At 61.5% G+C, this 22,578-nt stretch carries 24 protein-coding genes and 3 pseudogenes; 10 read left to right on the top strand and 17 right to left on the bottom strand.

Going from position 1 to position 22,578, the window contains the following annotated elements; all coding sequences use genetic code 11:
* Window positions 1-76 precede the first annotated feature (76 nt).
* The 4 genes and pseudogenes from MTX19_RS28765 to MTX19_RS28780 all read right to left on the bottom strand — a co-directional run bounded on the left by MTX19_RS28765 (window position 77) and on the right by MTX19_RS28780 (window position 1,667).
* Window positions 77-313 carry a hypothetical protein gene (locus MTX19_RS28765; protein ID WP_280980397.1) on the bottom strand — a complete coding sequence of 79 codons (237 nt, stop codon included), beginning with the start codon at window positions 311-313 and terminating at the stop codon, window positions 77-79.
* Window positions 314-410: 97 nt separating this feature from the next.
* Window positions 411-614, bottom strand: a pseudogene (locus tag MTX19_RS28770) (hypothetical protein); the annotation flags it as partial.
* A gap of 224 nt (window positions 615-838) precedes the next feature.
* Complete coding sequence (gene pqqA, locus MTX19_RS28775; RefSeq protein WP_035721241.1) at window positions 839-919, bottom strand: pyrroloquinoline quinone precursor peptide PqqA; 81 nt, start codon at window positions 917-919, stop codon at window positions 839-841.
* Between the two features lie 349 nt (window positions 920-1,268).
* Entirely contained in the window at window positions 1,269-1,667 is a 399-nt protein-coding gene (locus MTX19_RS28780) for a calcium-binding protein (protein WP_280980398.1), read from the bottom strand.
* A 205-nt stretch (window positions 1,668-1,872) separates the two neighbouring features.
* On the opposite strand from MTX19_RS28780, the gene MTX19_RS28785 reads away from it, so the two are divergent.
* The 4 genes from MTX19_RS28785 to MTX19_RS28800 all read left to right on the top strand — a co-directional run bounded on the left by MTX19_RS28785 (window position 1,873) and on the right by MTX19_RS28800 (window position 5,306).
* A complete protein-coding gene (locus MTX19_RS28785) occupies window positions 1,873-2,118 on the top strand; it encodes a hypothetical protein (protein WP_280972962.1) in 246 nt (81 codons plus the stop codon).
* 230 nt (window positions 2,119-2,348) lie between these two features.
* On the top strand, window positions 2,349-4,013 hold the full coding sequence (locus MTX19_RS28790) for a methanol/ethanol family PQQ-dependent dehydrogenase (RefSeq protein WP_280980399.1): 1,665 nt from the start codon (window positions 2,349-2,351) through the stop codon (window positions 4,011-4,013).
* 34 nt (window positions 4,014-4,047) lie between these two features.
* On the top strand, window positions 4,048-4,377 hold the full coding sequence (locus MTX19_RS28795; RefSeq protein WP_280980400.1) for a cytochrome c: 330 nt from the start codon (window positions 4,048-4,050) through the stop codon (window positions 4,375-4,377).
* Window positions 4,374-5,306 (top strand): transporter substrate-binding domain-containing protein, encoded by a 933-nt coding sequence (locus tag MTX19_RS28800; protein ID WP_280980401.1) that lies wholly within the window; start codon window positions 4,374-4,376, stop codon window positions 5,304-5,306. The genes MTX19_RS28795 and MTX19_RS28800 overlap by 4 nt, the downstream gene beginning before the upstream one ends.
* Before the next feature lie 64 nt (window positions 5,307-5,370).
* Here the strand turns inward: MTX19_RS28800 and MTX19_RS28805 are convergent.
* The 3 genes and pseudogenes from MTX19_RS28805 to MTX19_RS28815 form a co-directional block, all read right to left on the bottom strand.
* Window positions 5,371-6,313, bottom strand: a protein-coding gene (locus MTX19_RS28805) for an IS630 family transposase (protein WP_280982053.1) whose coding sequence is annotated in 2 segments (ribosomal slippage) — window positions 5,371-5,976 and window positions 5,978-6,313 — 942 coding nt in all. Because the reading frame shifts where the segments join, the coding sequence is not laid out codon by codon here.
* 89 nt (window positions 6,314-6,402) lie between these two features.
* Window positions 6,403-7,288: pseudogene (locus MTX19_RS28810) on the bottom strand (flagellin); the annotation flags it as partial.
* A 16-nt stretch (window positions 7,289-7,304) separates the two neighbouring features.
* Window positions 7,305-7,460: pseudogene (locus MTX19_RS28815) on the bottom strand (flagellar basal body rod C-terminal domain-containing protein); the annotation flags it as partial.
* Between the two features lie 3 nt (window positions 7,461-7,463).
* Between MTX19_RS28815 and MTX19_RS28820 the strand changes: the two are divergent.
* On the top strand, window positions 7,464-7,745 hold the full coding sequence (locus MTX19_RS28820) for a hypothetical protein (protein WP_280980403.1): 282 nt from the start codon (window positions 7,464-7,466) through the stop codon (window positions 7,743-7,745).
* A gap of 59 nt (window positions 7,746-7,804) precedes the next feature.
* Here MTX19_RS28820 and bioB read toward each other — a convergent pair whose 3' ends face one another.
* The 3 genes from bioB to MTX19_RS28835 form a co-directional block, all read right to left on the bottom strand.
* Window positions 7,805-8,854, bottom strand: coding sequence for a biotin synthase BioB (bioB, locus tag MTX19_RS28825; protein ID WP_280980404.1), 1,050 nt, complete (start codon window positions 8,852-8,854; stop codon window positions 7,805-7,807).
* A gap of 214 nt (window positions 8,855-9,068) precedes the next feature.
* Window positions 9,069-10,523: a TIGR00366 family protein gene (locus MTX19_RS28830; protein ID WP_280980405.1), complete on the bottom strand. Its 1,455-nt coding sequence runs from the start codon at window positions 10,521-10,523 to the stop codon at window positions 9,069-9,071.
* 54 nt (window positions 10,524-10,577) lie between these two features.
* On the bottom strand, window positions 10,578-13,946 hold the full coding sequence (locus MTX19_RS28835) for a molybdopterin-dependent oxidoreductase (protein ID WP_280984905.1): 3,369 nt from the start codon (window positions 13,944-13,946) through the stop codon (window positions 10,578-10,580).
* A 192-nt stretch (window positions 13,947-14,138) separates the two neighbouring features.
* On the opposite strand from MTX19_RS28835, the gene MTX19_RS28840 reads away from it, so the two are divergent.
* Window positions 14,139-14,795: a GntR family transcriptional regulator gene (locus MTX19_RS28840; protein ID WP_280980406.1), complete on the top strand. Its 657-nt coding sequence runs from the start codon at window positions 14,139-14,141 to the stop codon at window positions 14,793-14,795.
* Between the two features lie 356 nt (window positions 14,796-15,151).
* Here MTX19_RS28840 and MTX19_RS28845 read toward each other — a convergent pair whose 3' ends face one another.
* Entirely contained in the window at window positions 15,152-15,316 is a 165-nt protein-coding gene (locus MTX19_RS28845; protein WP_280980407.1) for a hypothetical protein, read from the bottom strand.
* 105 nt (window positions 15,317-15,421) lie between these two features.
* Between MTX19_RS28845 and MTX19_RS28850 the strand changes: the two genes are divergently transcribed.
* The 3 genes from MTX19_RS28850 to MTX19_RS28860 are packed head-to-tail and all read left to right on the top strand — an operon-like array spanning window position 15,422 to window position 16,202.
* A complete protein-coding gene (locus tag MTX19_RS28850) occupies window positions 15,422-15,682 on the top strand; it encodes a hypothetical protein (protein WP_280980408.1) in 261 nt (86 codons plus the stop codon).
* A gap of 23 nt (window positions 15,683-15,705) precedes the next feature.
* Complete coding sequence (locus MTX19_RS28855) at window positions 15,706-15,858, top strand: hypothetical protein (protein WP_280980409.1); 153 nt, start codon at window positions 15,706-15,708, stop codon at window positions 15,856-15,858.
* A 32-nt stretch (window positions 15,859-15,890) separates the two neighbouring features.
* Entirely contained in the window at window positions 15,891-16,202 is a 312-nt protein-coding gene (locus tag MTX19_RS28860) for a hypothetical protein (RefSeq protein ID WP_280980410.1), read from the top strand.
* Here MTX19_RS28860 and MTX19_RS28865 read toward each other — a convergent pair.
* Window positions 16,174-16,575: an excisionase gene (locus tag MTX19_RS28865; RefSeq protein WP_280980411.1), complete on the bottom strand. Its 402-nt coding sequence runs from the start codon at window positions 16,573-16,575 to the stop codon at window positions 16,174-16,176. The genes MTX19_RS28860 and MTX19_RS28865 overlap by 29 nt on opposite strands.
* A gap of 417 nt (window positions 16,576-16,992) precedes the next feature.
* Between MTX19_RS28865 and MTX19_RS28870 the strand changes: the two genes are divergently transcribed.
* Window positions 16,993-19,245, top strand: coding sequence for a fused MFS/spermidine synthase (locus MTX19_RS28870; RefSeq protein ID WP_280985584.1), 2,253 nt, complete (start codon window positions 16,993-16,995; stop codon window positions 19,243-19,245).
* 48 nt (window positions 19,246-19,293) lie between these two features.
* On the opposite strand, the gene MTX19_RS28875 is transcribed toward MTX19_RS28870, so the two are convergent.
* From MTX19_RS28875 to MTX19_RS28895, 5 genes are read right to left on the bottom strand one after another with little or no spacing between them, the layout of a single operon-like run.
* Window positions 19,294-20,118, bottom strand: a complete 825-nt coding sequence (locus MTX19_RS28875; RefSeq protein ID WP_280980413.1) for a hypothetical protein — start codon at window positions 20,116-20,118, stop codon at window positions 19,294-19,296.
* Window positions 20,115-20,768, bottom strand: coding sequence for an ATP-dependent Clp protease proteolytic subunit (locus tag MTX19_RS28880; RefSeq protein ID WP_280980414.1), 654 nt, complete (start codon window positions 20,766-20,768; stop codon window positions 20,115-20,117). Before MTX19_RS28880 ends, MTX19_RS28875 begins: the two co-directional genes overlap by 4 nt.
* Window positions 20,769-20,780: 12 nt before the next feature.
* Window positions 20,781-21,503: a hypothetical protein gene (locus MTX19_RS28885; RefSeq protein WP_280980415.1), complete on the bottom strand. Its 723-nt coding sequence runs from the start codon at window positions 21,501-21,503 to the stop codon at window positions 20,781-20,783.
* Between the two features lie 39 nt (window positions 21,504-21,542).
* A complete protein-coding gene (locus MTX19_RS28890; protein WP_280980416.1) occupies window positions 21,543-21,782 on the bottom strand; it encodes a hypothetical protein in 240 nt (79 codons plus the stop codon).
* Window positions 21,779-22,576, bottom strand: a complete 798-nt coding sequence (locus MTX19_RS28895; protein WP_280980417.1) for a hypothetical protein — start codon at window positions 22,574-22,576, stop codon at window positions 21,779-21,781. Before MTX19_RS28895 ends, MTX19_RS28890 begins: the two co-directional genes overlap by 4 nt.
* Window positions 22,577-22,578 lie beyond the last annotated feature (2 nt).

The raw sequence follows: 22,578 nt of genomic DNA on the forward strand, positions 1-22,578 counted from the left end.
ACCGAAGCTCTAGATTGTAGTCTTGACGCATTTTCTTCGCGCGAACCGGTGCCCACTTCGCTCGAAACGCCCTAGACTAGCCGGGCGACATGTTGCCGCCCGCGCCGGCATGGTCATGAGCGTGCGGATATTCGCAACGCCACCTCACCGCTGTCCATTTCGGATGCTCGCCGATCCATTGCGCGATATAGGGTGGCGCGGCCATCGCACATTGCTGCGGCGATCCCTGCCAGTCGAAGACCAGGTGCTTCTCCTCGCAGGTGGCGGGCGACGTCACGACACATACGGTGACGATCAAATCGATCAGGTTCATGTGCTATCCTCAAACATGCCCATTGGCAGATAACACTGCAAAGTACGCAATCAGGCAATCCGCAGTTTCACAGCCCCGTGAAACAGCGCAGGAACCGGCCCCTGGCGAAGCGACCCGTGGTCTCGCTTTGGAATTCGCGCTCGCCGACGGTGTCGACATCCGATCCGATCATGAACCCGAAGAAGATGTGTTCGGTATCGATTTCCTCGGCTTGCACGGCAAGCGGTAACTCCGCGGCGACGATCGCGGTCGCAGCACATGGGGTCTCTGCCCACCTAACCTTGTTGATTCCGAAAACCATCGGGCCGGCTTGAAAACCCGCGCCCCTGCAACAACGATGTCCCCCTAACTCAGCCGTAGGGCGGCGAGCAAATCTGGCTGCAAGCGCAGATCAGCGCGCAACGCGGCCTCTGCCGATCGCGGCGATCGATGGTTCAGAGCCCGGCGGCACAGTCGCCGCCGAAACGCAGACGCCTGCCACGGCTCGACGCAGCGAGCCGCACGAGCCGGGCAGAACGTCTCAACTCACTTGCGCGCTGCGCAGGCGTACATGTTGATTTCCATGCCCACCGGCACTTCGACGATCTTCGGGGTTTTCCAGGTCATTCGCGTGCTCCCAAGTAAGCTGGCGCGAGACTCGCGCCGGGGGCGAAACCTAGGGCCGCCTCCAACCCGGCGCAAGCGGCCGGGACAATGGCCGACTTCGCTGCTGGACATATGTCTTGACCGATGGCTCGACCGCATCCGTCCGGGCGGGAGCTGGCCAGGCAACGCCCGACACTGTTCTGTCAGGCATTTTCCGGCTTCCGCCACGTGCGGGGGCAATCCCCGCCCCCTGTCACTTCAACCGTGTCTTGTCCAGGAGTGAAATCGCAATTTTTTTTATCATTGCCGGAGCAAGACCTTCAGGGCCTGCTCCCGACCCACGAATGCTCCGCCGAAGCCGCCCCCAGCCCTATTTGAGCAGGCGCAGCAGCGCACGTCCGGCGCGCGAATTCAGCTCCTTCGCATCCAACGTTCCGTCCTTGTCCGGATCGGCCGCATTGAAGCGCTGTTCGACGACCGCAAGATATTCGTCGAGAGTAAGCGTGCCATCGTGATCGGGATCCGCGGCAGCCAGCCCCTTTGCGGTCAGTCGTCCTCTCAATTCGCGCACGTCGAGTGTGCCGTCATGATCATGATCGAGCCGCGCAAACAGATCGGCGGCGGCCTTCTTGGCCTCGGCGAGATCGACCGTGCCGTCATTGTCCAGGTCGAGCATCTTGAGCGCGCTGGTACGGCGGGAGGCCGCCAACGCGGGACCTGACAGGACTGCTGCCAGCAGCGTCAGAGCAACAGATCGGCGCGATATCATCGTTCGTCTCCTCCTGGAGCCCCCGACAGCGATGCGGAGCGCAGCCCGCAAGTCGAGACTGATCATAGCAGATTTCAGCGAAACTTCGCACAGATTGTGCAGCCCGCGGAATGCCGTCAGGTTTCGGGTGGAAAGAAACGACCTATCTGATCATCTGACGGTGTCTCTCGATTGCGTCGCACCATGAGAACGAGCGAGGCCAATCATGTGCTGCATTGACCGGAATGCCTTGGGCTGCGTCTTCGCGCTCTGTCTGGTCGCATCTGCGTCTGCCCAGAGCGGGCACCCTGCTCCGCTCGGACAGACGACCCTGCAGGGTACGCTGACCGGCAAGGAGCGGCTCGGCCGCAAATGGACGGATGAGCAGCGCATCGACAATTGCAACGTGCCGCCCGACAAGCGGGGTGCCAAGCCGCGCCCGACCGCCTGCCGGCACGCACCATCGAGTTGATCGATTCTCTCACGTCGAGCCGGCCGCGAGCGGCGGCGCACCGCTGTGTTGGGTATTCCACGGCGGGGTAAGCCGTGGAGACATTTGTGGAAAATCGAATGCTCGAAGCCTGCTCGCACCAGCAGCAGGCTTCGCGCGCGTTTCCGTATTGACGCGTTTTGGTTTCCAGCGGATGGTTGCAACTGCAACGTCAGGAATAGGCGTGCAAAAAAGGTCCATTGGAGGAAACAATGAAACGCATTGCGCTGGCCGCAAGCCTCGTAATCCTTGCATCCTATGGTGCAAGCGCCCAGACCACGGAGCAATTGGTCAAGGGTGCGACTGATACTTCGAACGTTCTCAATTATGGCATGGGCTACAATCTTCAGCGTTTCTCGACGCTGAATCAGATCAACAAGGACACAATCAAGAACCTGGTCCCGGTCTGGAATTACAGTCTCAACGACGACCGCAGCGAGGAATCGCAGCCGCTGGTCTATCAGGGCGTCATCTACCTCACCACACACAACGCAACGATTGCGGTCGACACCAAGACCGGCAAGCAGATCTGGAAGAGCAAGGTCGAATATCCCGCGGAGACACCGCGTATCGTCTGCTGCGGCATCATCAACCGCGGCGCTGCGCTGTACGACGGCAAGGTGTTCCGCACCACGCTCGACGCCAATGTGATCGCGCTCGATGCCAAGACCGGCAAGGAGCTGTGGCGCCAGAAGGCCGCCGATATCAAGGAAGGCTATTCGATGACGGTCGCCCCGCTGGTCGCCGACGGCGTGGTCATCACCGGCATCTCCGGCGCCGAGTTCGGCACTCGCGGCTTCATCGACGGCTGGGATCCAGCGACCGGCAAGCGGCTCTGGCGCACCTACTCGATCCCGACCCCGGATGAACCCGGCGGCGATACCTGGAAGGGTGACACCTGGAAGCTGGGTGGCGGCTCGACCTGGATCACCGGCTCCTACGATCCGGAGCTGAACACGGTCTATTGGGGCATCGGCAATCCCGGACCGTTCAATGCGGCCGTACGTCCCGGCGACAACCTCTATACGTGCTCGGTGCTCGCGCTCGATCCGAAGACCGGCAAGATCAAGTGGCACTACCAGTTCTCGCCGAACAATCCGTTCGACTACGACTCGGTGGCCGAAATGGTGCTTGCCGACATGAACGTCGAGGGCAAGCCGACCAAGGTGCTGATGGATGCCAACCGCAACGGCTTCTTCTACGTGCTCGACCGCACCAACGGAAAGCTGCTCGCGGCCAATCCTTACGTGAAGGTCAACTGGGCCACCGGCATCGATATGAAGACCGGCCGCCCGATCGAGACCGACGTCGCCAAGGACGCCCGCGACGGCAAGAAGGTCACCGTCTATCCGTCGATCCTCGGCGGCAAGAACTGGGAGCCGATGTCGTACAACCCGCAGACCGGCCTCGCCTATGCGAACACGCTCGCATTCGGCGGCAAGTACAAGACCGAACCTGTCACCTACAAGCAGGGCGAGTGGTATCTCGGCATGGACCTGACCGATCCCTGGGAATGGGGTGATGGCCCGCGCGGTCATCTCAAGGCGATCGATCCATTGACCGGCAAGGCGAAGTGGGAAGCACCGAGCGACATTCCGCGCTTCTCCGGCGTGCTGTCGACCGCGGGCGGCGTGGTCTTCACCGGTGCGTTGACCGGCGAGTTCGAAGCCTTCGACGCCGACAGCGGCAAGAAGCTCTGGCAGTTCCAGACCGGCTCGGGCATCGAGGGTCAGCCGGTGACCTGGCAGCAGGACGGCGTGCAATATGTCGCCGTCACGTCGGGCTATGGCGGCGTCTACTCGCTGTTCTCCGGCGACGAGCGGCTTGGCAAGGTGCCGCCCGGCGGCTCGCTCTGGGTCTTCGCGGTCAAGCACTGAGCGCGGAGCGGACGTGACTGAAAGAGCAACTCTGTTGACGGCGGCGATCCTCGCCGCCGTCGCGACGGCCTCGATCGTGCAGATTGCGGCTGCCGCCCAGCAACCCAGTGCAATTGACCTTCAGGGTCAGGTCGACCAGGGCAAGGTGACCTACGCGAAGAACTGCTCGCATTGCCATGGGCCCAACATGGTCAACTCCGGAACCATCACACCGGACCTGCGGACCTTCCCCGACGACAAAACGCGCTTCGTGACGACCGTGAAGCAGGGAAAGAACGGCAGGATGCCGCCCTGGGCGGATATTCTGACTGACCAGGAGATCGCCGACGTCTGGGCCTTCGTGTCGAGTCGGAGGAGCCCATGAGGGCCTTCCTTGCGGGCTCGGTGACCGCCCTCCTCCTTGCAATGGCGGCGGCGGCCGCGGTGCGGGCCGCCGCCGAGCCGCTGAAGGTGTGCCTCGATGAGGATCTTCCGCCCCTCTCCGCGCATCATCGCGGCAAGCCCGACTCAGGCTTCGACGTGGCGCTCGCGCAAGTGATCGCCGAACGGCTTGGGCGGCCGCTGAAGATCCAGTGGTTCGAGAGCAAGCTCGACGAGGACTCGAGCCCCTCTCTCGAGGCCAACGCGCTGCTGTCGGACAGCCGCTGCTCGCTGGTCGGTGGCTACGCGCTGACCAGGGACTCCCTCGTCGTGCCCGGCGTCAAGACGGCAAAGCTGCCCGACTTCGACGGCGCGACACGTGACGATCATCGACGACGCATCCCGATCGGTGTGCTGGTGCCGAGCCAGCCCTACATCTATTCGCCGATGACGGTCGTGCTCGGCCCCAAGGCCAGAGATCACAAGATCGCCGGCATCGGCGATCTCGCGGGCCTCCGGATCGGAATCGAGAGCGGCACGCTGGGCGATGCCATCCTGATGACGTTCGACAAGGGCAAGCTGATCGACGACGTCACCCATCTCGTCCCGGGCCGCAGCGATCTGCTCGGCTCGATCGAACGCGGCGAGTTCGATGCGACGCTGCTCGACCTGCGCCGGTTCGATGCCTATCGCGCAAACCATCCCGACACCAAGATCGCTACGTCCGGCTACTACTATCCGATCGGCGCCAACCGCGGCTACGTCGCGCTCGACAGCGATAGGGCGCTGCTGGACGCGGTGAACAAGGCACTCTCGGAGTTGCAGTCCGCCGGCAAGATCGTTGAGCTGGGCCAGACGGCCGGCCTCACCTACCTCGCCCCGCGCGAGCCGATCATCCTGGGCGACGTCTGGCTGAAGATCCTGAACCGGTAAGGTTGGGACCGCTCCCTGGAGGCCGGTTACTTCAGGTAGTTCGCCAGGCTAGAGCATGATGTTTTTATACGGAAACGTAACCTGAGTTTTTGAAGTAGTTGGTGCACTCCTCCTTGGAGAAGAGATCGAGGAGTTCACCGGCCTTTCGCCAGGTTGCCTCCACGTCACGAGGCTCTGCAGCTCGCATGAGGTGTTTGAGTTTGGCGAAGACCTGCTCGATCGGATTGAGGTCAGGGCTATAGGGCGGGAGGAAGATGCGGTGGGCGCCTCTGGCGCGGATGGCTTGGCGAGCCGCTTTGCCCTTATGGCTGCCAAGATTGTCGAGGATGACGATCTCGCCCGGTGCGAGGGTGGGTGCCAACACCTTCTCGACGTACAGCGTGAAGAACTCACCATTGATGGGACCATCGATCACCCAAGGCGCGCTGATCCGATCGTGACGCAGCGCCGCGATGAAGGTCATGGTCTTCCAATGACCGAAAGGCGCAGATGCTTGGAGGCGCTGCCCACAGGGCCCCCAGCCGCGCAGCGGCGCCATATTGGTTTTGATCCACGTCTCGTCGATAAAAACCAACCGCGCTACGTCGATCCTGCCTTGATGTGCTTTCCAGCGGGTCCGCTTACGGGCGACGTCGGGGCGATCCTGCTCGGCTGGTAGAAGCGTTTTTTTTGAAGCTGAGCCCCTCGGTGTGAACAAAAGTCCACACCGCCCGCACGTCTGTCTTGATCCCGCGTGCAGCCAGCTCCTGTGTCAGCTTGCGCAAGGTGAATGGCCCCGAGCGAATGCGTTTGCGCAGCCAGTCGGCGTTGGCATCCGATAGAACCCGCTTCTTGTGGCCGCCGATCTTGCCAGGCGACAGGCTACCGGTATCCCGCCTCAGATTCTTCCACTTCGTCACACAGGAGGGACTGATCTGTAGCGCCTCTGCAATCGAACGAACTGTCTCCCCCGCGTCAGCTCGCGCCAAGGCCCGCTCGCGGATGTCTTCCGAATAAGGTCGCGTCATCCATGCTGGCCTCCGTCCTCCAGCATGGAGTTTGAATCAGAAATTGCCTCCTCTGGGAATCCCGATTCCAGCCAAAAACAACGTGCTCTAAGGCTCCGGATCTTGGCGATCGCCGAGTAGGACGCAGTCAGCTGCGTCTGGTAGGTCGATAGTTGCGCGGTGACAGCGGCAACGTCGACATTGGTGAGGTCGCCGCCCAGGGTTTGAGCGAAGTTCTGGTAGTCGCTCTGGTTCTCGCTCGCCGTCTCGATCTGCGACGCCGCGGTCGAGAGCTTTGCCTGCACCGTGGACACCGCATCGAGCGCGCTGCTGGCGAGGTCGAGCGCCTGCGAGATATCGCTCGACGACAGCGACGTGCTGTTGCCGACGAACTTCAGCACCCGCATGACCTGCTCGAAGGCCGAATTGTCGGCGGTGACGCCGTAGGAGACGGTCTGGTTGTCCGCGACCCGAACCGATGCGATTTCGCTGTCGCCCTGGTAGTAGCTGGCATCGGGCGTCGTCAGCGACCCGGTCCCCGTCGAAAAGCTGGTCAGATCCACCGGCGCGGTGTCGGTGCGGGCGCCGCTGAACACATACTGCCCATCATATTGTGTGTTGAGCAACCCGCCCATTTGCGACAGCGCCTGCTGGGCCGAGTTGATCACCGACGTTGTCGCCGTGCTGCTACCCGTCGTGGCGGCGCTGAGCTGGGTGCGCAGCTGCGTGATGATATTAGTCATCGTGCCGACTGCCGAATACATCACCTGCACCTTGCTGTCGGCGACATTGGCGGCGTCGATGTAGGACTGCGAACGCGTCACCGAGACCTGCAGGTTGAATCACGCGCTCCGCGTCGGCCCCATAGCCGGCGAAATCCTGCGATTTCTGCCCGGAGGATTCCTGCACCTGCTCATTGGCCATCACAGCCTGCATCCGCAGGGCGCTTGCGATCATCTGGTCCGACAGCGCAACGGTGGCGACACGCATCACCATGACCGTACCCTCACTCTCAGCCCGCCGACTGCAGCGCGGTGATCAGTGACGAAAACATGCTGTTGATCACCTGAATCAGCTCGGAAGCGGCCGAATACTTGTTCTGCAGCGTGCTCAGGTTCGCGGTCTCCTCGTCGATATTGACGCCGGACTGCGAGGACAGCGAGTTCGCATTGTGTCGCGTAATCTCGCGTGCGATCCCTCACCGCCGGCCGCGTTGCCGATCGCCTGGTGCGGGATCAAGAGCACACGGCGGATGTACCGGGAAATATGCGAGCTTCCCTCGGGCATCAGCGCCGCCGAACTGGCGCGCCGTATCAGAGCGTTCCACGACGATTTCCGCGGCATCCCGCTGACCTACAGCCTGCACGGCATCCGCTTCCAACTCGCGACGGCGCCTGCTCAGTTGACAGCGGAGCCGGCGGTCGTTTCGCCGCCGCTCGCCGCTGCATCCTGAGCAGCGGCGCCAGGGCATTTTCGCGCAGGAGACAGCTTGTGCCCTGCGCGAAGCCAACGTCACCCCACTTGAGCGACCCGCGTTGACTGCTCAGTCGGCACCACCTGCGTCCTCCGCTCCAGCCCGGAGTTGATGCCGAGCCGATCGAGCAGCTCGGCGTCCCGGTCACGCTGCGGATTGCGCGTGGTCAGAAGCACGTCACCGATGAAGATCGAATTGGCGCCGGCGAGAAAGCAGAGCGCCTGCAACTCGTCGGTCATGTATTGCCGTCCGGCAGACAGCCGCACCACGCTCTGCGGCATCATGATGCGGGCAACCGCGACGAGGCGCACAAGGGCGATTGGATCCGGCCGCTCCGCGGTGGCGTTGACCGGCACGCCCTTGACCTCGTTCCAGAGATTGATCGGAACGCTCTCCGGATGGGTGGGCAGATTGGCGAGCAGCACGAGCATGCCGAGCCGGTCAGTGACCTGTTCACCCATGCCGATGATGCCGCCGCAACAGACCTTGATGCCGGCCTCGCGCACGTGGCTGAGCGTATCGATCCGGTCCTGCAACGTCCGCGTGGTGATGATCCGGTCGTAATGCTCCGGGGAGGTGTCGACGTTGTGATTATAGAAATCGAGCCCGGCATCGCGGAGCCGGCTGGCCTGCGCAGGCGTCAGCATGCCCAGCGTGACGCAGGTCTCCATGCCGAGGCCCTTGACAGCGCTGACCATCTCGCAGACCTGGTCGAGATCGCGATCCTTCGGATTGCGCCACGCCGCAGCCATGCAGAAGCGCTCCGCGCCGGCATCCTTGGCACGCTTCGCGGTCGCGATCACGTCCGCCTTGTCCATCAGGCGCGTCGCCTTCAGGCCGGTGTCGTAATGGGCGCTCTGCGAGCAATAGCCGCAATCCTCCGGGCAGCCGCCGGTCTTGATGCTGAGAAGGCTCGCGGTCTCGACATGGTTCGGATCGAAGTTGGCACGATGGACCGTTTGCGCGCGAAACATCAGGTCGGAGAACGGCAGGTCGTAGAGGATTTCGGCCTCGGCGCGGGTCCAGTCGTTGCGGACGGGCTCGGGATGATTCCCCGTGCCCTGTTTTGCGCCTGCGGTCTTGGTCATAACGCTCAGTCTCCGGTTTTCGACATTCACGCTCCTGGCAGCCTAATCTGCCAGAGCAGATGCATCTCAGCTGGAGATATGCGTCCATTCCATGGCGGACCGCAACCGCCCCTGCAGGGCGGCCACCGCGTCGCATATTCATGACGAGGTATTATCTGCCGATCCCGCGCCGGCCGGATGGCAGGATGTCCCCGGCGTCCGGCCGCGCGCTGGCTTAGGGCACGATCGGCGGGTGGTAGGCGAAGGTGGCCATCAGGATCGCGGCCAGCAGCATCACGATCGGGAAGTGGATGAAGAACTGCACCGACGTATAGCCGATCAGATCCTTCGACTTCAGGCCGAGAATACCGAGCAGCGGCAGCATCCAGAACGGGTTGATGAAGTTCGGCAACGTCTCGGCGATGTTGTAGACCATCACCGTCCAGCCCAGATGCGCGCCGATATCGTTGGCCGCCTTCATGATGTAGGGCGCCTCGATGATCCACTTCCCGCCGGCCGAGGGCACGAAGAAGCCGAGCAGCGCCGAATAGATTCCGACCAGGAACGAGAATACGGTGGAGTTGCTGGAGGCGCCGACGAACCAATGCGCGATGGTGTCGGACAACGTCGTGCCATGGCTGTTCGGCACCTTGGTCAGGATCTGCGCGATGCCGGCATAGAACGGGAACTGCAGCAGCACGCCCGAGACGCTTGGCATGGCCTTGGAGAACGACTCGATCAGGCTGCGCGGACGCCAGTGCAGCACGATGCCGAGGATGAGGAAGACGAAATTGTAGGTGTTCAGCCCCGACAACGTGATCAGCGGATTGCCGGACTGAAACGTCTGCCACATCCAGCCGCAGGCGAGAACGGCAATCAGGATCGTCAGGATCGGGCTGAACTCCAGCCAGTCGCCGGGGCGGGCCGGTTTCTTCGCTTCGATGCGATCGTCTCCGAGAGCGACGCCGAGATCCTCCGCGGTCTTTGCCTGTTCAGGCGCCGGCGTCGTGAAATAGCAGATCACCGCCGAAATCACCGTCACCGCCACGACGGTGACCATGTTCTGCCAGGTCAGGATGGTTTCGGAGAATCCGATGACGCCGGTGATCGGCAGAAGAGACGCAGGAATGCTGCCGGCATTGGCCTGGAGCTGCGCGGCCGACGACGTGATGCCGAGGGTGAAGCCGCAGCCGAGCCCGAGATAGCCGGCGGCTCCGGCCGCACGGTAGTCGAGCCGGATGTCCGAGCGTCGCGCGATCTCGCGCACGAGCAGACCGGAGAAGATCAGGCTCAGGCCCCAGTTCAACAGCGACAGGAAGATGCTGAGCATGCCGACGAAGACCACCGCGCCGCGGCCGGTCTTCGGCAGGCTTGCGAGACGCGCAAGAAGCGCGGCCACCGGTGGCGACATCGCGACGACATACCCCCCGATGGCGACCAGGGCCATCTGCATGGTGAAGGGGATCAGATTCCAGAACCCGTCGCCAAATGCACGGCTGACCGCAAGCGGCGAGCCGCCATGCAGGATCGCGCCAACGGCAACCGCAATCACAGCGATCAATACGAAGACATAGGCATCCGGAAACCAGCGCTCCGCAAAAGACACCAGGGCCTGCGAAAATCGCGCCATGATGTTATCAGCAACCGGTTTTTGCAGGCTCATGGTCTGATCGTGCGTTGCATTCGTCATCAATCTGATCCCCCTTCTGGTGACGCGGTTACAGCCTTCAGTCTGTGTTGATATTCAAAGCGCGAGCGTGAGATCGGTTAAGGGCACCGCCTGGCAGGCAAGGCATTGCCTCTCGCTTCCATCGACGGGACCGAGGTGCGTGAAGTCTCCGTCGACGACCTGCACCGCGCAGCTCTCGCATTGACCGACGCGGCAGCCGCTTGGCAGCGCGACGCCGACCGCATTCGCGGCGTCGAGCAGCGTCCCCTGCTCCGGCCCCCAGGAAAAGCTCTGCTCGCTGTGGGCGATCCGGATGGTGCGCGGGACAAGATCGCTCGGGACAACCGGCGGCGACACGAAACTCTCGGCGAAGATGTCGAAGCGCGGCACGCCGAGCGCAGCCACTGCCTCGATCTGAGCCGTAACGAACTCCGGCGAGCCGCAGATGTAGACAAGCGGACGCCGCGCCGACAGCGGCTTGACCAGCTCAAGATCAAGACGACCTGTGCGCAACGGACCGCAATCAACGTGATCCTGCGCAAGCGGCGCGGAATAGAACGTCACCCGCTTCAGCTCCGGCGTGGCATCCTCCAGCTCGGCAAGCCGTTGTGCGAAGGGATGCTCGCGGCTGGAGCGACAGCCGTGGAGCAGCAGGATCTCGGGAACGCGGTCCTGCCGCGCAACGCGCTGCAGCGTCTCGAGATGGCTCATGAACGGCGTGATGCCGATCCCCGCCGCGAGGAAGACAAGAGGCCGCGGCCCCTTCAAGGGCGGTGTGAAGATGCCAGCCGGCGGCTTCAACACGATTTCGTCGCCGACGGCGAGACCATGCAGGCGATCCGGCATGAAGAACGGCGCGTCGCTGCTGCGCGTTTCGTCAACGAAGCGCCCTTTCACCGCGATCGAAAGGACGCCGGGCGTGTCGCCTGGCCCGGTCAGGGAATAGGCACGCCCCTCCCGAGAACCGGGCAGCGATGTCATGACGTGCTGGCCGGGCAAGAAATCCGGCAACGGACCGTTGTCATGCGGCAACAGGTCAAACGCCACAACATTGCCGGCTTCAGTGCGCCGGCCGCCGACCACGAACCGCCGTTGGCCGCTCCACACGCCGCGGCTTGCGATTGCGTCGCGCCTGATGTCGCAGACCGTCGCGCGCAGCGGAACGGAGCCGCTGACGGGATCGCGCGCATCGTCGTGCAGCACGGCGTTGATGTTGCGCGTGCCAGTGCCGGCCGCCGCGGAGCGATCGCGGCCAAGCGGCGGACAGTCCTCCCACCAGCCGAATTCGGCAACGACCACGCGCTCGTCGAGCGCCGCATTGAGACGCACCTTCAGGCGCACGGCGCCGCCGCGCGTCTGCACCACGGCCCAATCGCCCTCGACAAGCCCGCGCCGCGCGGCGAGCTGCGGACTGATCTCGACGGCGGGATCGGGTGACTTTCGCCGCAGCGAGGCGATGTGCCGATATGACGTGTGAACGAACCATCCGCTCTTGGCCGTGGTGAGCACGAGCGGATAGTGTTCGTCCGCCGCCGCGAACGGGCTGCCGGCGGGTTCGACATGATCGGGCAAGGGATCATAGCCGTGCCCGAGCATGAGCTCCGAATAGAGCTCGACGCGGCGTGTCGGCGTTGCAAAGCCCGTCACGGTCCCATCGTCCCGCGCCGCGGCGTATTTCTCGTCGCGGACGCTCTGCGGGAAGCGGCGTCCCTCGGGATGGCCGCGCAAGTCGTCGACGCCGATCCCAAGCGGCGCCAACTGGTAATTCCAGCCGGCCTTGATATCGCCTCCGAAGAACAGCTCATCCATCCCTAGCTTCAGCGCGAGCGCCGCTGCGATCTCGTAGTCGGCCTTCACGTCGCCGACCGGTTCGACCATGCGCGGGCGAAATTGCACGGTTTCGACCGCCTCCTGCGTGATTTCGAAGCCGATCTTGAGCGCATCGCGCTCCCACGGCGTGCTCGCCGGCAGAACGAAATCGGCGCTCTCCGCGGTCGGGTTCATGAACATGTCGATATGAACCTGGAATTCGAGCGCGTTCAGCGCTTCGCGGTTTCGTTCCGAATGCCCCTGCGAGACGACGAAATTGGTGCCGAAGGCGACCAGCGCGCGCACCCGGTAAGGCTCGCCATCGAGCGCGGCCCTGCTGAAATCCCGCGCCGTGATCCATCCTTTGGCCGGCGGGCCGAGCGGCAGTTCGGCAAGGCCAAGCGCCTTGGCCTGCTGCTCCGGCGGCAGGATGTTGTAGTCGTTGAGCGCGCGGGTCGGCGGCGGGACCGGCCAGCGATTGCCGCCCGGCCGATCGCAGGCGCCCGTCAATGCATAGAGCGTCGCGATCGCGCGCTCGATCCCGGTCGCGTTGGTGTGCTGGCCGACGCCGGTCCAGGAGTGGTAGGCGAGCCGTGGTCGACCAGCGAACAGCGCGTTGAACGCTTCGATGTCATCGATAGGAAGCCAGGTCAGCGCTGCCACACGCTCAGGCGTGTAATCGGCGACCCGCGCGGCCAGCAGTTCGTACGCCGTCGCTGCCGAGATCAGGCGGCCGTCGCGCCCGCGGATAGACAATGTTCCGCGCAGTTGACCGCCGGTCTCCGGCGCGTAACGGGTATCGCAGGGCACAGGTGAGCCCGCCGCATCCAGGCGAACGAAGTTGTCCGGCGCGCCATCCGACCACAGCGCGTCGGCGTGGAGAAAGCGTCCGGTCGCGCGATCAACCAGCAGAGGCCCGTTGGTCCATCCGTTGACGAATTCCGCGTCGTAAGCGCAGGTCGCGATGAGGTGACGGATCGCGCCCAGCGCCAATGCGGCATCGGCGCCCGGGCGGATGCGCAGCCAGAGATCCGCCTGCTCGCCCGACCCGTTCGGCTTGGGATCGACGACCACGACCTTTGCGCCGCGTCGCCGCGCGTCGGCGATCCGCGTCGCCTGGGCGAGCCAGGTGCGGGCCGGATTGTGGCCCCACAGCACGATCGCATCCGCATTGTCGTAATCGGGGAAGCCGATGCCCAGGCCGAAGGTCAGGGCATGGGCATAATCCTTGTGCCAGCCGCAGATCTCGACCGCGTAGATCAGGTTGGGACTGCCGAAGCCGCGGATGAAGCGCTTGACCCACTCGAAGCTGTCCACCATCGGCGTGCCGCTCGGCGTGGTGACGCCAAAGGCGACCGCTTCGGCGCCGCTCTGGGCACGGATGGTGCCGAGCCGCCCAGCGATCTCGGTCAGCGCCTGGTCCCAGGACACCTCGACCCAGCCGGGGTCGGCTGCATCGCGCGGGTTGGTGCGCTTGAGCGGGACTGTCAGGCGCCGCGGGCTCGCCACGATTTCCGGCGCCGCACGCCCCTTTGCGCAGAGCGCGCCTCCGGTCGGATGGTTACTTAATACCTCTACACCGACAAGGCGCCCGTCCTCGACGACGCTGAGGGCACCGCAGCGCGAGCGACAAATAGCCGGGCAGCCGCTGTTTCATCTTGGTCTCGCAATCCAGCGCGGGTCAATTGTAACGCATCTTTGTAATGCGTTACACATTTACGTCACACACTACCAGCCTCGTCAAGACTAAGTAATAATCAGAGACGAATCGGAATTCCCAACGAGAGGCGGCCGCGACCACCCATAGACCAGAATTTGCGAGAGCAGGTGCTGCAGCGCGTGCGCGCCGAGATCATTTCCGGGCAAAGTGCGCCCGGCACGATGTATTCGGTCCCTAGCTTGGCGGCGAGCCTCGGCGTCTCCTCGACGCCAGTGCGGGAGGCGCTGCTGGAGCTCAGCCGGGGCGGGCTGGTCGAGCCGATGCGCAATCGCGGCTTCAAGGTCGTGGAGCCGACGCTGACCGAGTTGCGCAACCTCTTCGACATGCGCGAGGTGCTGGAGCTGCACGCGGCCGCGCTGGTCGCCGCCAATCCCCCGCAGGATCTACCCGCGGTGCGTGAGTGGGCCGACCAGATCGCGAAGGCCGTCGCGACCGACGACGTCCAGCTCTATCTGGAAGCCGACCGAAACTATCATCGCGAGTTCATTGCGGCCGCCGGCAACGACTTGCTGACCGAGATGGTGATGGGCCTGCGCGACAAGATGCGGCTCTACGGCATCAGCTCGCGCGCCGGCCTGGAGCGGCAGCAGGCGTCGGTCCCCGAGCACTATCGGCTGATTGAGCTCGCCCTTGCCGGCGAGACCGAGGCGCTGACGACCCTGCTGAGGAGCCACATCCGGTCCTGGGAGCCGATCTTCGTCGACGCGCTGCTGCGTTCGAAGGAATACGCCCGCGAACCGCTGTTGAGACAGGCGCGCAGCTGACAACGGCGATCCGATGCCACCGCCAGCGCTCGCACGCCGCGACGGATCGTCGTGACCTTCGATCTGCGGAAAATAAAACAGGCCCTTGACGGGCCATCACTTGAGAGTGGTGGGCGCACCAGGGCTCGAACCTGGGACCCGCTGATTAAGAGTCCTGCATTTATCCGCCTTATCAATTAGTTGGCAGCAAACCGACGGCCTGAGGGGCCATTGATTCGATTCGAGAAATTCGAACTCTTCAAACTATCGGAGCATCCGACCGCGCTGACATTTCAGACTAACGAGGATTACCGCCGCCCCCGGACATGCCGCGGGGTGGGTAACTTAGGGGATCGGGTCTAAAGGTCATTCCTCGCCTACTTCTCTCTGCTGGCTTTTAGCCCGGCCTCGATCAGAGCCCGGATCGCGTCCGACAGGTTCGGGATGGGCCGCTGTTTCGCCCGCCACTTCTCAATGGCATCCAGCATCGTCTGATTGAACCCGATGATCTTCTTCACCGGGTAAAGCTCGGTACGCGGCACTGCACCCTCCAAAAATATTTCGCATATATCGCATATGTCTTATTGACGCATATAGAGCATATATCTTATATTTCATTCGAGAGCAAGCCAACCCGGAGACAGCCAATGCCCAAGCGCACCAAAGCCACCATCAAGGACACCCGCGCCCCGTTCGCGATCTTCCTCGATCAGCAGAGCATCGACGAAAACCTCCCCTGCGCGATCCGCGAAACGAAGATCATCGCCGACTATCGGAAGGACGGCGACGAAGCCTCGCTCTGGACCGCGCTGACAGAGTTGCAGTGGGACTACGCATCCATTGAAGCCGTGATCGCGAACCGCTCCTACCAGCCGCGGACGATCTACGGTCTCGCCTCATCATTTTAAGCCCTCAACCCGGAGTGACAGCCATGCTGCGGCTTTCTCAGTTCATCAAAGACCCGATGGTCCGTGCAGCCTTCGAGCGTGCCGAGCGGGACAACCCGCCGGCTCCGGTGCAAACGCAGCGCCCTGCCCCGAAACTCAGTGGTGGCGAAGCTGTGCGGGTTCTGGAGGATGCTTAGAGACTTGCCCCACCTCACACGGATGAACGACCATGCCCAAACTCTACATCAAGGAATTCTCGAAGGTCCTGAACGGTGTCGGGGTCGAACCGGCCTATAATCAACCTCCGATCGAAATCGGCAGTGCGTCAAATGCGTCTGATGCACTGCAACTTGACACCGTGCTGGTTCGAATTTGGACCGACGTTGACTGCCACTTCGTCGTCGACTGTCCGACTGATGACAAAGATCCGATTGCAACGATCAAAGATGCTCCGTTGACCGCCGGGAGTGAAGCGGCGTTCGCGATTTGGGAAGGCGGACTCAAGATCGCGGTCATCGCGAAGGACGGCCGGCTTTCTTGAGCCGTCTTTTCTCTCTTTCGGCTCGTTCTTGCTCCACAAACTCGCGTCTCTTGGTCGTCAAATTGGCCAGTGCCTTGTCCAGAGCCATGTTGGCAATTCGCTCCCCGGTCAGTCCAAACGGCAACGGCGGCTCTGGTTGAGGCGCCTTCCAACCATCCATTGGATGCGGCTTGGGTTTCACGCGACACTTCTCGCGCATCTCGGCAATTGCTTTTAGGGAAACGTAGTCCTTGCCGGCAATTCGCTCCATAACCAGGCGACCTTTTTCGGCCTCGCGTCTCAAGCCAGCGGCAGTCATTCCGCCATTCGGGAACGCCAAGGCCGCGGCGTCCTTAAGTCGCAGCGGAGTGTCGTCGGTCCAGTCGATGGTCATCGCGCGACCTTCCGGGTTGCGTATCGACGCTCCCATTCCTCCTCAGCCGCTTGGGCTTTGCGCGCCGCATTTTCACGCTCCCACTTCTGCCAGGCTAATTCCGCTTCATCCGTAGCCGGTGACGCTATCCCCGACGCTTTGTTGAGCGCCAGGTCGATCGCGTGGCGATCCCATCGACGTGTACCGGTGATTGGTGACGGCATGATTCCGGCCCCACTTGGAGAATGTCACCCTTGTAACGCCGCAATAAGCCGCGGCGTCGGCACCAGAAAGCAAACGGGGTTCTACCATAGGGCGGCAACGTAACGCCGATTCGAAATCACGAAAAGTACTTATTTTACAGCGGTTTTGCTACGTTGATGTAGTTAGTCACCTCCAGGTAAAGTGCTTGCGCTCGCGTCGGGGTTGCGGGATGATGTGGCTTTAAACCAAAGCCAATTTTCAACGCGAGTTCTCCAGATGATTTTGATACCGTTCCGTTGCTCAACGATAGCAATACCGGCATTTGCAGCCACCCTGTTTCTAAGCGCCAGCTTGATGTTTCTCGTCGAGCCAATGGTAGCGAAGATGGTGTTGCCAAAACTGGGCGGGGCCGCAGCAGTCTGGAGCACATGCCTCGTTTTCTTCCAAGCCATGCTGCTACTTGGCTACGCCTACGCTCATTTCTTAACGAGACTATCATCGCGAGCAGCCCAGGTTATTCTTCACGTTTGCATCCTGTTGCCGATAGCGGCCACTGTGCTTCCATTAGCGCTTGGCGCCGACGGCCCCTCAGCAGAGCAATCCCCCATCTGGTGGCTTTTGCTGCGCCTCACCCTGGCGTGCGGGATCCCCGTGTTTTTTATTTCGGCGACCGCCCCGCTTCTGCAGCATTGGTTTGCGGATGGCGATCATAAGGGAGCGCACGATCCATACTTCCTTTATGCCGTGAGCAACGCCGGCAGTCTTCTAGCGCTGCTTGCATATCCACTGATCGTTGAGCCGTTGCTGCCACTTGACCTGCAGGCGACACTTTGGTCCGCCGGATTTGCAGCGCTAACTCTAGGTGTCGCCTTGTGCGCGGCAATCATGTTGTCACACAAACGGCTGGACGCGCCGAAGCGAGTCATTGAAGAAAGGACAGCCGTCGGCGCGCGAGACCGCTTAGCGTGGACGGTGCTCGCGTTTATTCCCTCGTCTCTACTGCTCGGAGTCACCCAACATATCGCCGCGGACATTGTGTCCGCGCCGTTGCTATGGGTGTTTCCACTGATGCTGTATCTTCTGACATTCATTTTTGCCTTTGCGCGACGGCCGCCCTTGCCTCATGCAATCATGCTACGCGCGCTTCCGATAATGCTAATTTTAGTTGTGATGACCAGTGGTGCTAGCGGCAATTTGCTTCCCCTTCCAATGGCCTTAGCTTTCCACCTCGGCTGCTTCTTCGTCGTCGGTATGGTCTGCCATGGGGAGCTAGCAAAACGGCGGCCACCCACCACGCAACTGACCGGATTCTATTTCTTTCTCTCGTTGGGCGGTGTTTTGGGCGGCGTCTTTAATGCGCTGATCGCACCGTTCATCTTCAACGGCATATGGGAATATCCGCTAGCATTGATCGCAGCGTGGCTGATCAGGCCCCGGATGCCTGCCGACAAACAGCGCAACCTGCCGATGGATATTGTGCTGCCCTTGCTGCTGTCGGCGGGTTTGCTGATTGGTCGAAGCATCCTCGTTGGAGCCATCAGTTCGGGACCGCTATCGATGGTGCTCCTTTACGGGCTGTATCTTGTGCCCGCGTTGGCGCTAGTAAATTTCTCCCGAAGGCGATGGCGCTTCGGTCTTGCCATTGCACTCATTCTGCTTTTTCAATTGATGCCTCATAATACAGGAAAGCAGATCATCGCCGAGCGAAGCTTCTTCGGCGTTCATCGGATCGAGCTGATTTCCGATGCGGAGACGCCGACCCTCGTCCTCATGAACGGCACGACACTGCACGGGGCTAAGAGTTTGCGGTCGGATGAAGCCACGCTGCCGATGACGTACTATAGCAAGGAAGGTCCCTTCGGCCGCTTCTTCAACGCATCAGCCCCGGACAAAGTGCGACATGTCGCAGTTATCGGATTGGGCACAGGCGCCCTCGCTTGTTACGCGAAAGATCGGCAGGACTGGACCTTCTATGAAATCGATCCGGTCGTTGAGCGGCTGGCGCGAGACCGTTTCCAATTTTTAGAAAAGTGCGCCCCTGCTGCGCGCGTCGTGTTGGGCGATGCTCGGATGACCATCGGACATGCGCGGGACGGCGCCTACGATGTGCTGATCGTCGACGCATTCAGTTCGGATAGCATCCCGATGCATTTACTGACTCGGGAAGCTCTCGCGCTTTATATGCGAAAGCTAGCGCCGGGCGGACGGCTCTTGTTCCACATCAGCAGTCGAAGACTAAACCTGGCTCCCGTGGTCGGAGCCTTGGCAGCAGACGCGGGCTTCCCAGCACGAATATTGTCTGACAGCCCGCCTCCTGGCACGTCGCCCTTGCGACGCTCGGCGGCGCTGGTAGTCATAATCGCTGCTCAAACCAGCGACCTTGACGCCTTATCAAGCAAGGATGGCTGGAAAGCGCTTCCGCCGGCACAACCTAAGTATCTCTGGACCGATCAGCGCGCCGACATTTTACGGGTGATCAGTTTCTGATTGTGCTCGATGGGTCAATCGCATGCCACGCTCTCCTCGCGTCGGCACCTACATCCCCCACTTGCTCTTGAGATAAGAATCCAGCAGGGCGACGGTGGCTGCGTCGTGATATCCTGTCGCGATGCCGATCTCGGCAATCGCACCGTGGAAATAGTGGCCGAAGATGCTCGCATCTCGCGAACCACCGACGACCAGGTCACCTGTAGCCGCAAAGGTACCGGCGGACGTCACCGTGGCAGATGCAACACCATCCACATAGATTGTCATCGTACCGTCGGCTTTTACCGTTGCTATGACGCGACGGGGTGTCCCGTAGCCAACCGATGTTGACGGAGTTTGCAGGGAGTTTCGGACGAAAAGTGCGTTGCTTGTTTGGGCATCCCGCGCAAGAGCGAACGAGCCGACGTTCTGGTCATCATGAGACTGCCCGGTCGCCGTGTATGAGATCAGGCGCCCGCTCTGATCCATAAAGAAGCCGGTTTCGAAAGAGGCCGCAGCAAAAACGGTCAGCGTGCTGCCGCCCCCGAATACGAAGCTTGCCTTTCTCAGGGCCTGCTGGCCGTTCCCGCTGAACACCATCGCAGGATGACTGCCGTTAAATCCGGTCGCACTATAACTCGGAGTGCCTGAACCAGGGTCACCGAGATTGTTCCCATGTCCGCTCTGATCGGCGATGCTCAGGATCGCATTATCGGTGCCGTTAACCGCGAGTGTCATGCTGTCGAAGATGCTCGCATCCCACCATCCGATCAGCCCGGTCAGCTCTGGAATCGGCGTTAGCGGTATGGTCGGCGGCGGTGTGGTCAGCGCCTCCACGTCGCATCGAAGGATCGATTCTGCGGTGAATTCGACCATGTAGATTTCGCCGGTCATTGCGCGATCTCCTCATCCGCGATCGAGTCAGCAAATCCCCGCGAAAGCGTCTCGTCGGCGCCCCACTTACGTCCCTCACGCATCCAACTGCGCGCAACCTCTTCCGAAATGCCGAGCCGAGCTGTTAGCAGGGCCGCTACCTTGTCGTCGCTGGCCAACAGCGACTCGTTGATAACGTCCTTATCTGCCTCGGGCATCTGTTGAATCGCGTCCCATTGCTCACGCACATAAATGCGGGCGGCGCGATGGATCAACACCGTTCCGTGAGGAACAATGCTTCGCCGGTCTGCCGCCAGCGCAATGAGCACTGCGGCACTCGAACAGCGCCCGACAATGCGCGCGCTTACTCGAAACGGATGCTGCAAAAGGGCGAGCGCGATCGGCAGAGCATCGTCTTCCCGACCGCCAGCGCAATCTATCCGGCATTCGATACTGCGATTGCCGGCGCCTCGGATGGCCTGGAGATAGGCAAGAGTATCGCGGCGGGGCATTTTTCCCGCCGCCACGTCCTCACCCGCCGGCACGGGTGAGTGAAACTCCAACACCAAAGACGGCCCGACGCCTTCCGGCCGGTCCGTCGGGTTGGGAAAGACTGGCAGAGGCATCGGCACGCTTCGCGGCGTCGCGCGGACGCAATAGATCTCGGACATTCAGAGGATCCCTTAATGCAGCGCGTCGATAATTACGCTCCAACTGGCCGACGTATTTGACGTGGTGAACGACAAGCCAGAAGCCGGCGAAGAAATCGTCTCATAAAACGCCTGTATGTAGGCGAATTGCGATCCGCCACCATTTTGCTGAGGCGCTCGAACGGCCGTGGTACCGGGCGGCAATGTCACGACGATACTTCGCCACGATCCCCAAGAACCGATGATCATGCCAGGGTTATCTGTGCTTACTCCGCTGACGGTCAGACTCGTGTTGAATGATGTAGCGCCCGTATCAGCATTAGCCGACGGCAAAGACGCATTTGTGTCCCATGGCGACGATATATTCGAGCAACCATTGACGCCGAACACCTGATAAGCTGCATCGTCAATTGTGCCAGTCATCGTTATGGTGATGACCTCTGACGATAGCGCCGCGCTTGCCGGAGCCCACCATATCTCATGAGTGCTCGGGACCGGCCCGGCAGCGGTATACGTCCACGAATATCCCTTACGCTTGGCCCACGTAAGATGCGGAGACGTGACGCTGGAGATCGTCTGCGCGGCTCCTCCAGAGTGCTCGGCATAAAACATCAGAACGATAACGTCGTTCGCCTTTGTAGTCGTCAAGGTGACGGTGCCGGTGTTGGTCCCGCTAAACTGGCCGCCCGCCGTTCCGTCGATCGTCAACGTCGCGCCGCCGGCCGTAGCCGCTTCAGCGAACATCAACATCTGCATGTTAGTCGCCATTAGACCTGTCCCCCTGATTGTGTTTAACTAGCTTTTCGGATCGACCACTTCCAAAGCCTGCTTGAAGGCTAGTCCCGTAGCATGCACGAGGAACGGCGCGTACTGACGCATCGCTCCGTAGCCAAGGGCTGGCCCGAATATTAGCGTGAGCCCGTGCGCAATGAACTCCAACCCAGCCTCGTGCTTGTGATCGGGCGATAGCTCCGCGGCAAAACGGGCCGCGATCTCTGCGTGGTTCAAGCCCGCATTGTTATCTTGTTTGATCATGCGACAAGCTTCCGAGCGTTGGCGGGCGCGTTATTGTTCAAAGGGTTCCGGAATGACTGTTGCCGCTCAGCCCGCCAATGGAGCCAACCCACGTAGCGCTCGACAGGTGTCGGCTCAATCCGCGCACCCACTACGTCCGGCCACGTGTGAATTCGCCGTTGCCTTACATTATGCCTGGTTACGGTGGTCAACGTGGCAAAGCCGCCGACCAAATGGTGTCCTGTTCTTTCGAACCTATGACGTCGTTGCAGTTCCATGATCTGCAAGAGATCAATTTCAGGAACGAGTTTGTCCGAAGCGGTGAGCGACGTCGGAAAGAGTGCCTGAGACAGGTCCGGCACCGGGTTGAAATGGATTCCGATCGGGTGAAGTTCGCTAACGACGAACGGTCGAAGCAAATGGGGGTCGTTGCTCTCTTCGTAATCCGCCATGTGATCCATCGAGATCGTGAAGCCTTCAGGACGACGACGACGCTTTGACCAACCGACGACCCAGGCCATGCAGGTCACACGGCTCCATCTCGTGATGGTTCGGGCATGACGATCGAACAACTCTTGCAAAACCGGACCAATCCCGGCTTTAAGATCATCGAATGATCTGAAGTTGTCGCGGATGGCATCAAACACGATCGGCTGCCAACTCGTCGGCCCTAGCGTCGTGATTGCGCATCCCAAGTCGGGAAATGCTTTCGTCTTCTCCCGAAAGTTTGCAACAATCCCGTCTTCGAAGTACTCAGCACCATCGGTTAGAAGATGGATGCGATCTTTCTGCCGCAACATGATAACTGCAGACATAA

Origin of the sequence: Bradyrhizobium sp. ISRA464 (assembly GCF_029910095.1) — a bacterium.
GTDB lineage: Bacteria > Pseudomonadota > Alphaproteobacteria > Rhizobiales > Xanthobacteraceae > Bradyrhizobium.

Excerpts from the sequence above, each read along its gene's own strand:
- MTX19_RS28765 (WP_280980397.1), bottom strand. The coding sequence starts at position 313 with ATGAACCTGATCGATTTGATCGTCACCGTATGTGTCGTGACGTCGCCC.
- pqqA (WP_035721241.1), bottom strand. The coding sequence starts at position 919 with ATGACCTGGAAAACCCCGAAGATCGTCGAAGTGCCGGTGGGCATGGAA.
- MTX19_RS28780 (WP_280980398.1), bottom strand. The coding sequence starts at position 1,667 with ATGATATCGCGCCGATCTGTTGCTCTGACGCTGCTGGCAGCAGTCCTG.
- MTX19_RS28785 (WP_280972962.1), top strand. The coding sequence starts at position 1,873 with ATGTGCTGCATTGACCGGAATGCCTTGGGCTGCGTCTTCGCGCTCTGT.
- MTX19_RS28790 (WP_280980399.1), top strand. The coding sequence starts at position 2,349 with ATGAAACGCATTGCGCTGGCCGCAAGCCTCGTAATCCTTGCATCCTAT.
- MTX19_RS28800 (WP_280980401.1), top strand. The coding sequence starts at position 4,374 with ATGAGGGCCTTCCTTGCGGGCTCGGTGACCGCCCTCCTCCTTGCAATG.
- bioB (WP_280980404.1), bottom strand. The coding sequence starts at position 8,854 with ATGACCAAGACCGCAGGCGCAAAACAGGGCACGGGGAATCATCCCGAG.
- MTX19_RS28830 (WP_280980405.1), bottom strand. The coding sequence starts at position 10,523 with ATGACGAATGCAACGCACGATCAGACCATGAGCCTGCAAAAACCGGTT.
- MTX19_RS28850 (WP_280980408.1), top strand. The coding sequence starts at position 15,422 with ATGCCCAAGCGCACCAAAGCCACCATCAAGGACACCCGCGCCCCGTTC.
- MTX19_RS28855 (WP_280980409.1), top strand. The coding sequence starts at position 15,706 with ATGCTGCGGCTTTCTCAGTTCATCAAAGACCCGATGGTCCGTGCAGCC.
- MTX19_RS28860 (WP_280980410.1), top strand. The coding sequence starts at position 15,891 with ATGCCCAAACTCTACATCAAGGAATTCTCGAAGGTCCTGAACGGTGTC.
- MTX19_RS28865 (WP_280980411.1), bottom strand. The coding sequence starts at position 16,575 with ATGACCATCGACTGGACCGACGACACTCCGCTGCGACTTAAGGACGCC.
- MTX19_RS28875 (WP_280980413.1), bottom strand. The coding sequence starts at position 20,118 with ATGACCGGCGAAATCTACATGGTCGAATTCACCGCAGAATCGATCCTT.
- MTX19_RS28880 (WP_280980414.1), bottom strand. The coding sequence starts at position 20,768 with ATGTCCGAGATCTATTGCGTCCGCGCGACGCCGCGAAGCGTGCCGATG.
- MTX19_RS28885 (WP_280980415.1), bottom strand. The coding sequence starts at position 21,503 with ATGCAGATGTTGATGTTCGCTGAAGCGGCTACGGCCGGCGGCGCGACG.
- MTX19_RS28890 (WP_280980416.1), bottom strand. The coding sequence starts at position 21,782 with ATGATCAAACAAGATAACAATGCGGGCTTGAACCACGCAGAGATCGCG.
- MTX19_RS28895 (WP_280980417.1), bottom strand. The coding sequence starts at position 22,576 with ATGTCTGCAGTTATCATGTTGCGGCAGAAAGATCGCATCCATCTTCTA.